The 8,564-nt window shown below is 72.5% G+C and carries 9 protein-coding genes and 1 pseudogene; 6 read left to right on the top strand and 4 right to left on the bottom strand.

Translation table 11 applies throughout. From position 1 onward, the window contains the following. Positions 1-67: 67 nt before the first annotated feature. The 5 genes and pseudogenes from BI06_RS15205 to BI06_RS46325 form a co-directional block, all read left to right on the top strand. Complete coding sequence (locus BI06_RS15205; protein ID WP_030394988.1) at positions 68-460, top strand: roadblock/LC7 domain-containing protein; 393 nt, start codon at positions 68-70, stop codon at positions 458-460. Continuing rightward, positions 457-819 (top strand): DUF742 domain-containing protein, encoded by a 363-nt coding sequence (locus tag BI06_RS15200; protein WP_030394987.1) that lies wholly within the window; start codon positions 457-459, stop codon positions 817-819. Before BI06_RS15205 ends, BI06_RS15200 begins: the two co-directional genes overlap by 4 nt. Beyond that, complete coding sequence (locus BI06_RS15195) at positions 797-1,432, top strand: ATP/GTP-binding protein (RefSeq protein WP_030394986.1); 636 nt, start codon at positions 797-799, stop codon at positions 1,430-1,432. Before BI06_RS15200 ends, BI06_RS15195 begins: the two co-directional genes overlap by 23 nt. Then, positions 1,429-2,667 carry a cytochrome P450 gene (locus BI06_RS15190; RefSeq protein ID WP_043468594.1) on the top strand — a complete coding sequence of 413 codons (1,239 nt, stop codon included), beginning with the start codon at positions 1,429-1,431 and terminating at the stop codon, positions 2,665-2,667. Before BI06_RS15195 ends, BI06_RS15190 begins: the two co-directional genes overlap by 4 nt. Before the next feature lie 103 nt (positions 2,668-2,770). Then, positions 2,771-3,907: pseudogene (locus tag BI06_RS46325) on the top strand (RNA-guided endonuclease InsQ/TnpB family protein); the annotation flags it as partial. 165 nt (positions 3,908-4,072) lie between these two features. Here the strand turns inward: BI06_RS46325 and msrB are convergent. The 4 genes from msrB to BI06_RS15170 form a co-directional block, all read right to left on the bottom strand. Beyond that, the gene (gene msrB / locus BI06_RS15185; protein WP_030394984.1) at positions 4,073-4,480 is read right to left on the bottom strand and encodes a peptide-methionine (R)-S-oxide reductase MsrB; all 408 of its coding nucleotides are present in this window, start codon (positions 4,478-4,480) and stop codon (positions 4,073-4,075) included. A gap of 21 nt (positions 4,481-4,501) precedes the next feature. After that, a complete protein-coding gene (gene murC, locus BI06_RS15180; protein ID WP_043469620.1) occupies positions 4,502-5,884 on the bottom strand; it encodes a UDP-N-acetylmuramate--L-alanine ligase in 1,383 nt (460 codons plus the stop codon). Between the two features lie 167 nt (positions 5,885-6,051). Beyond that, positions 6,052-6,513 carry a hypothetical protein gene (locus tag BI06_RS15175; protein ID WP_030394982.1) on the bottom strand — a complete coding sequence of 154 codons (462 nt, stop codon included), beginning with the start codon at positions 6,511-6,513 and terminating at the stop codon, positions 6,052-6,054. 141 nt (positions 6,514-6,654) lie between these two features. After that, entirely contained in the window at positions 6,655-7,422 is a 768-nt protein-coding gene (locus BI06_RS15170) for a pyrimidine reductase family protein (protein WP_030394981.1), read from the bottom strand. 62 nt (positions 7,423-7,484) lie between these two features. Between BI06_RS15170 and zapE the strand changes: the two genes are divergently transcribed. After that, positions 7,485-8,561: a cell division protein ZapE gene (gene zapE / locus BI06_RS15165; protein ID WP_199523295.1), complete on the top strand. Its 1,077-nt coding sequence runs from the start codon at positions 7,485-7,487 to the stop codon at positions 8,559-8,561. Positions 8,562-8,564 lie beyond the last annotated feature (3 nt).

Raw genomic sequence — 8,564 nt, 5'->3', positions numbered from 1 at the left:
CACCGCCACCGCCACCCCCGCACCCGCGGGCGCGCCCACCGGCGGCGCCCCGGCCGCCGCCGAAGGCATCGGGTGGGTGCTGAGCCCGCTCCTGGAGCTGCCGGGCGTCGTCCACGCGGTGATCGCCACCGGTGACGGCCTGGTCGAGGCCGCCTCGGCCGGCCTCGGCCGCGCCTCCGCCGAGCGGGTCGCCGCGATGACCGCCACCGTCCACGCGGCCGCCCGCGCGTTCACCACCGCCTTCACCGACACCGAGCAGCCCCGGCTGGCGCAGACCGTGGTCGAGTCCGAGCTGGGCTTCGCCGTCGTCGTCCCGGCCGGGGAGAACACCTCGCTCGCGGTGTTCACCACGCCCGAGGCCCAACTCGGCAACGTCGCCTACCAGATGCAGGTCCAGGTGGCCGCCCTCGGCCGCGCCCTGGCCAGCCCGGCCAGGCGGCAGGACGCCCCGCGGTCATGACCGCCGTCCCCCGCAGGCGGATGGTGCCCGCCTACCTGGCCACCGGCGGCCGGGCCCGCGCCGGCGCCGACGGATTCGAACGGCTGACCGTGCTGTTCGCGACCGGCGCCGAGCAGCCGGAGGCGCTCACCGAGCTGGAGGCCGAGCACCGGCGGCTCTGGGAACTGCTGCGGCCCGGCGCGCTCACCGTCGTGGAGGCCGCCGCGCACCTGCGGCTCCCGGTCAGCGCGACCGTCTTCCTCGCGGCGGACCTGGTCGAGGCGGGCTGCCTGCACGCCCGCGCGCCGATCCCCCGCGCCCAGCAGACCGACCGCTCCCTCGTCGAGAGGCTCCTCGTTGGACTCCGCACTCTCCGGTAGGCCGCCCGGTCCGGGGCGCCCGGACCGGGTGGGCTACCTGCCCGACCCCGAACAGACGCTGATGAAGCTCGTGGTCGCCGGCCCCTTCGGCGTCGGCAAGACGACCTTCATCCGCACCCTCTCGGAGATCCCCACCCTGCACACCGAGGAGGCGATGACCGAGACCGGCGCGCCCGTCGACGACCTGGCGGGCCTCCCCGGCAAGTCCACCACCACGGTCGCGGTCGACTTCGGGCGGCTCACCCTGCCCGGCGAGGTGGTGCTGTACATGTTCGGCACCCCCGGCCAGCGGCGGTTCTTCCCGCTCTGGCAGGACATCGCGCGCGGCGCCCTCGGTGCCCTGGTCCTGGCGGACACCCGCCGGCTCGCCGACTCCTTCGAGATCATGGACATGGTCGAGGAGCAGGGCCTGCCGTACGCGGTCGCGGTCAACCGCTTCCCCGAATCGCCGGCGCACCCGCCCGAGGTGCTCCGCGCCCACCTCGACCTGCACCCGGCCACCCCGCTGGTGCTCTGCGACGCCCGCGAGCGCGGCTCCAGCCTGGACGCCCTGATCGCGCTCACCGAACACGTCCTGCACGGCCTGCCGCCCTCCGCCCCGGAGCAGTCATGACCACCCCCACCGCCCAGCCGCCCACTGCCCAGCCCTCCGCCGCGCAACCCCCGACCGCCCTGCACGGCCCGGCCTTCGCCGCCGACCCGCAGACCGTCTACGAGCGGCTGCGCCGGCAGGGCCCGGTCGCCCCGGTGGAGATCGCGCCCGGCGTCGAGGCCCTGCTGGTCACCGACTACCAGGCCGCGCTGGACCTGCTGCGCGACACCGACACCTACTCCAAGGACTCCCGGGCCTGGCAGCAGACCGTCCCCCCGGACTCCCCGCTGCTCCCGGTGCTCGGCTACCGGCCGACCGCGCTGTTCAGCGACGGCGATACGCACGCCCGGTACCGGCAGGTGATCACCGACGGCCTCGCGCTGCTGGAGCCGCACCTGCTGCAACGCCGGGTCGCCGAGGTCGCCCACCGGCTGATCGGCACCTTCGGGGCCACCGGCTCCGCCGACCTCATCGCCGACTACGCCCGCCGGCTGCCCGTCCACGTGGTCACCACCTGGTTCGGCGTGCCCGACGAGCACCGGGAACGGCTGGTGGCCGGCATCGTCGGCATGATCGAGTCCACCCGGCAGGCGGTGACCGCGTACGCGGACCTCGTCGCCGTGGTCACCGCGATGGTCGCCGAGCGCCGCGAACGCCCCCGGCACGACCTGACCTCCTGGTTCCTCACCCACCCGGCGGGGCTCGACAACGACGAGGTGGTCCGGCAGATCACCCTGACCATGATCGCCGGGAACGAGCCGACCACCAACCTCATCGGCAACGCCCTGCGCCGGCTGCTCACCGACGCCCGCTACGCCGGCTCGCTGTTCGGCGGCGCGATGACCGCGCACCAGGCGATCGACGAGGTGCTCTGGCACGAGCCGCCGCTGGCCAACCTCTCCGCCCACTACCCGCGCTGCGACACCGTCCTGCACGGCCGGGCGATCCCGGCCGGCTCGCTCGTCCTGGTCTCCTACGCCGCCGCCAACTCCGAGGCAGCCCCGCCGGCCGACAGCCCCGACACGGCCGGGCTGCGCAGCGGCGAGTCGGCGCACCTGGCCTGGGCGGCCGGCCCGCACGCCTGCCCGGCCCGCGACCCGGCCCTGCTGATCGCGATCACCGCCGTCGAGCAGCTGACCAGCCGGATCGGCGACCTCGAACTCGCCGAGCCCGCCGACACCCTGCGCTGGCGCCCGGGCCCCTTCCACCGCGCCCTGGTCCGCCTCCCGGTCCGCTTCACCCCGGTCACCGGATAGTGCCGAAGGAAAGGTTTAAAATTTCGATCACGTGAGGTTGCATCCATAAAATTTGTGGTCAATTCTGTGGTTTGTTCAAATAGTCACTGCCCGGGCCGTCTCGGTGGCGTACGTTCGTGGTCGGAGCGGAGGAGGCGCAGTGTTGTCCGGATGGCAGTACCGGCTTGATCCGACATACAGTCAGGTCGAGCTGTGCGAGACATTCGGTGACATCTGTCGGGCGGTTTGGAATATCGCCTTGGAGCAGCGCAGGGAATACCGTCGGCGCGGTGCCTGGATGAACTATGAGCCGCAGGCCGCGGAGTTGGCCGTGGCGAAGCGGGAGTTTCCATGGCTCGCGGAGGCGCCTTCTCGCATTCTGCAGCAGGCGCTACGTGATCTCGATCGGGCCTGTCGGGAGCGAGGGACTTTCAACGTTCGATGGCGTTCCAAGGCGCGCTGGTCGCCCTCGTTCCGCTTTCCGGATGCGAAGCAGATTGCGGTGGAGAGAACCAGTCGCAGATGGGGTCGGGTGCGTCTTCCCAAGCTCGGGTGGGTCCGGTTCCGTTGGTCGCGAGCGCCGGGTGGTCGCATCCGATCGGCGACGGTTTCGCGCAGAGGCGGACACTGGTTCGTCTCCTTTCTGATAGAAGACGAGCAGCGGACCCCGGCATGCCATGCGCTTCCCGGAAGCGTGGTCGGAATCGACAGGGGCGTGAAGGTGGCGCTGACCACTTCGGCCGGTCATTTCTACGACCGGCCCTTCGTCTCCCCGGGCGAGTCGGCACGGATGCGCCGACTTCAGCAGAAACTGGCGCGACAGACGGCCGGGAGCGGACGTCGTCGGCGGACGGTGGCGGCGATCGGATCGTTGGCGGCTCGTGCCCGCAACCGGCGGGCAGACTTCTGTGCCTGGACGGCGAACCGGATCGCGGACCAACACGCGGTGGTCGTTCTGGAGGATCTGCGGATCAAGTCGATGACCGCCAGTGCAGCCGGTACGGTCGACGAACCTGGCCGGAACGTCCAGCAGAAGGCGGGGCTCAACCGTTCGATCCTTGCGAAGGGCTGGGGTCTGTTCGAACTGGCGCTCCGTAGTCGGGCTCGTTGCACCGGCACCCGGATCGTGCTGGTGCACCCGGCATACACCTCCCAGACGTGCAACGCCTGCAAATACCGGGACGCGAAGTCGCGCGAGAGCCAAGCCGACTTCCGGTGCACTGCCTGTGGGCATTGTGATCACGCGGATGTGAATGCCGCCAAGAACATCCTCATCGCCGCAGGGCATGCGGTGCCAGGGCGTGGAGACCTCGGGAGTGCCCGGTCCGTGAAGCGCCAACCATCGGGCGCGCGCCCCGTCGGAGGAAGCACGCGCCCGAACCCCTGCCGCGAGGCGGGGAGGAAGTCAAGCAGTAGCGCTGGTCCGTCAGCCTTCATCGGGCTTCAGGGTCAGCGAGACACTGTTGATGCAATAACGGAGGTCGGTGGGGGTTCCGTATCCCTCGCCTTCGAACACGTGTCCAAGGTGGCCGCCGCAACGGGCGCAGCGCACCTCGACCCGTCGCATGCCGAGGCTGCTGTCCTCGAGTAGCTCCACCGCGTCGGAGTTCCGGGGGTCGAAGAAGGACGGCCAGCCGCAGTGGCTGTCGAACTTGGTCTCGGAGCTGAACAGCTCGGCCCCGCAGGCCCGGCAGCCGTAGACGCCGACGGTCTTGGTGTCGGTGTACTCGCCGGTGAACGGGCGCTCGGTGCCGGCCTCCCGGAGGACGTGGTACTCCTCCGGGGACAGCTGCTCACGCCACTCGGCGTCGGTCTTCTCGATCTCGTAGCTCATGACGGCTCCAGGTCGGGGGACTCAGACGTTGGTGGAAACGTTCGCGAGGTGCTCCAGGATTTCCGGTCCCAGGTTGGTGACGTCCCCGGCACCCATGGTGAGCAGCAGGTCGCCGGGGCGGGCCAGGCCGGCCAGCAGGGCCGGGGCGGCGGCGAAGTCGTGCTCGGCGGTGACCTCGGCACCGGCCCGGCGGGCGGCGTCGAGGATCAGCTCGCTGGTGACACCGGGGATCGGGTCCTCGCGGGCCGGGTAGATGTCCAGCACCACGGAGGCGTCGGCGAGCGCCAGCGCGGCGCCCATCTCCTCGGCGAGCTGCTGGGTGCGGCTGAACAGGTGCGGCTGGAAGACCACCAGCACCCGGCCCTCGGTGGCCTCCCGGATCGCCTCCAGGTCGGCGGTCATCTCGGTCGGGTGGTGGGCGTAGGAGTCGATCACCTGGACGCCGCCCGCCTCGCCCTTGAGCTGGAGCCGGCGGCGCACGCCGGTGTAGGCGCCGAGGGCCTTCGCCAGGTCCGCGGCCGGGACACCCAGTGCGACACCGGCGGCCAGCGCGGCGACCGCGTTGTGGGCGTAGTGCCGGCCGGGCACCGAGACGGTGAAGCCCAGCTCCTCGCCGTCCAGCAGCACGGTGACCTCGCTGGTCATGCCGCGCGCGACGACCGACAGCACCCGCAGGTCGGCGTCCTCGGCGGCGCCGACGGTGACCACGTTCAGGTCCTCGCGGCCGGCCACCCGGGCGGTCAGCTCGCGGGCGCCGTCGTGGTCGGCGGAGACCACCAGGGTGCCGCCGGGGGTGATCCGGGCGACGAAGGTCTCGAAGGACTCGTGGATCTCGTCGATCGAGGCGTAGTTGGCGTGGTGGTCCAGCTCCACGTTGAGCACGATCGCCACCTCGGGCGCGTACTTGTGGAAGCTGCGGTCGCTCTCGTCGGCCTCGGCGACGAAGATCTCGCCGGTGCCGTGGTGGGCGTTGGAACCGGGGGCGTCGAGGTCGCCGCCGATCGCGTAGGACGGGTCCAGGCCCAGTTCGCCGAGGGCGACGGCGAGCATGCTGGTGGTGGTGGTCTTGCCGTGGGTGCCGGCCACCGCCAGCGCCCGGCGGCCGCCCATCAGCGCGGCGAGCGCGTCGGAGCGGTGCACCACCGGGATGCCGCGCTCGCGGGCCGCGGCCAGCTCCGGGTTGTCGGCGCGGATGGCGCTGGAGACCACGATGCTGCTCGCGCCGTCCGGCACGTGCTCGGCGGCGTGGCCGATGTGGACGGCGGCGCCGAGGGCGCGCAGCGCGAGGACGGTCTCGGACTCCTTGGAGTCGCTGCCGGAGACGCTGGCCCCGCGCACCGCGAGGATCTTCGCCAGGCCGGACATGCCGGCGCCGCCGATGCCGATGAAGTGCGGGGCGTGCAGGTCGTGCGCGGCGTCGTTCAAGGCGGGGCTCCGTACGGGGCGGGGACGGGGGAGGTGCGGACGACGGTCGTTTCGTCCTCGCGGCCGGGGCGCGCCGGACCGCAAGGACGATTCTGCACCACGACGGCGCCCGGACCCCGCCCCGCCCGACGCGGGGAGGGCCGGGGTCAGGAGTCGCTGGCGAACAGCCGCAGCACCGGGACGCCCACCTTGTGGCGGGCCTGGGAGGCCCAGTCGCGGTGGAAGAACTCCTCCACGAAGTGCGGGGACGTGAGCACCACCACCTCGTCGGCGCGGTGCTCCTCCACCACGGCGCGCAGCCGGTCCAGCGGCTTCTCCTCGACCAGTTCGCCGACCGCCTCGGCGCCGGCCCGGCGCAGGTGGCGCAGGCTGTGCTCCAGCGACTCGGTGGCGACCGTGGGCCCGCTCTCGGACTCGTCGTGCTCGCGCACCACCTTGTCGAGGTGGCCGAGGGCCACGTCGTCCAGCGCCCGCAGCAGTTCGTCCTGCTTGCCGCGCGGCTGCATCAGGACGACGAAGGACACCTTCTCCTCGCTGTGCAGCGTGGTGACGAGCTCCACGTCGGCGTCGGAGAGCGCCTTTTCGATCATCAGTACCGTCTTGAACACGTGAGTCCCTTCCAGACACCGGCCCCCGGGCCCCGGCTTCGCATCCCATACTGCCCGGCGGAAGCTTTCCGCACGCTGCTCACCCGGCACACGGGCCACGCGGAGGAAGTCCCGGAAGAGAGCGGGATCACGGTGCGGAGGTCATGGGGTCGGCGGACGCAGGTAACGGGTGAAGAGGAATCCTTTCTGCTCGATCAATGAGACCAGTCGCATCCGCCGCACGTCAGGCATTTCCGCATCGTGGATGATGCGCGGCGCGTCGCCGCCGGTGATCAGCGGGGCCAGCGACAGGCACAGCTCGTCCAGCAGGTCCGCGGCGGCCAGCTGCCCCAGCAGCCGCGGGCCGCCCTCGGTCAGCATCCGCGGCAGGCCCCGCTCCGCCAGCGCCGCGACCGCCGCCGGCAGGTCCACCGAACCCCGTCCGACCGCGATCACGTCGGCCACCTCGGCCACCGCGGCCAGGCTGCGCGCCGGCGCGTCCTCGGTGGTGACCACCACCGTGCGCACCAGCGGTTCGGTGAACAGCGGCGCCGCGAGGTCCAGGCCCAGCGAGCGGCTGACGACCGCGATCACCGGGGCCGGCGCCTGCCCGGCCGCCCGGCGCGCCGCGGCGGACCCGGCCGGCGCCGCGGCCGGGCCGTACCCCTCGGCGCGCACCGTCTCGGCGCCCACCAGCACCACGTCCGACAGCGCCCGCAGCACCCCGAAGATCCGCTTGTCGGCCGGGCTCGACAGGCCCTCCGAGAGCCCGTCCAGCCGGGCCCCGCCGTCCAGGCCGGCCACCATGTTGGCGCGCAGCCACGGGCGGCCGTGATTCACCTGCCCGGGGTACGCGTACACGGCGGCGAGCGCCTCCGACGACTCCGGATCCTCGAACACCGCGCCCGGCGGAGCGATCAGCTGCTGCATGTCCCCAGTCTCGCAGCGGCCGGGGTCGGAGTCCGCGCCGGGCGGGCGTACCCTTGACCACCGTGCCCGCAGCCTCCCGCCCCGACACCGTGACCGAGCCGATAGCCGGCAGCACCGGTTCGCCGATCGCCCTCACCGACCGCCGTCCGGTCGTGCCCGCCGAGCGCCTGGTCGCCGAGATGGTGCCGCCGCCGCGCTTCTCCGACGTGAGCTTCGGGACGTACATCCCGGACCCGGGCCAGCCCAGCCAGTACGAGGCCGTGCAGGTCCTGGAGCAGTTCGCGGGTGCGCTCAACGGCGGGAACGGCGCCGCGCCCAAGCGCGGCTGGTTCCGCCGCAGCGCCCCGGCCCCCGTCGGCCCGGCCGGCATCTACCTCGACGGCGGCTACGGCGTCGGCAAGACCCACCTGCTCGCCTCGCTCTGGCACGCCGTCCCCGGCCCCAAGGCCTTCGGCACCTTCGTCGAGCTGACCAACCTGGTCGGCGCGCTCGGCTTCCAGCAGGCCGTGCGGACCCTGTCCGACCACCGCCTGCTGTGCATCGACGAGTTCGAGCTGGACGACCCGGGCGACACCGTCCTGGTCTCCACCCTGCTCGGCCGCCTGGTCGAGAACGGCGTCAAACTGTGCGCCACCTCCAACACCCTGCCGGAGAAGCTCGGCGAGGGCCGGTTCGCCGCCGCCGACTTCCTGCGCGAGATCCAGGGCCTGTCGGCGCACTTCCGCCCGATGCGGATCGACGGCCAGGACTACCGCCACCGCGGCCTGCCCGACGCCCCGCCGCCCTACGGCGACGCCGAGGTCGACGCCGTCGCCGCCCGCACCCCCGGCGCCTCCCTCGACGACTTCGACACCCTGCTCGCCCACCTCCCCGCCGTCCACCCCAGCCGCTACGGCGCGCTCCTGGACGACGTGACCGCCGTCTGCCTGCGCGGCGTCCGCCAGGTCGAGGACCAGTCCACCGCCCTGCGCCTGGTCGTCCTCGCCGACCGCATGTACGACCGCGAACTCCCCATCACCGCCTCCGGCCTCCCCTTCGACCAGGTCTTCCCCGAGGAGATGCTCCGCGGCGGCTACCGCAAGAAGTACCTCCGCGCCGTCTCCCGCCTCGTCGCCCTCGCCCGGGACAGCGCCAAGTAGTCC

The sequence above is a fragment of the Kitasatospora sp. MBT66 genome (assembly GCF_000710405.2).
GTDB lineage: Bacteria > Actinomycetota > Actinomycetes > Streptomycetales > Streptomycetaceae > Kitasatospora > Kitasatospora purpeofusca.
The sequence above is the reverse complement of the archived record's forward strand: the minus strand, read 5'-3'. Positions and strand labels throughout refer to the sequence as shown.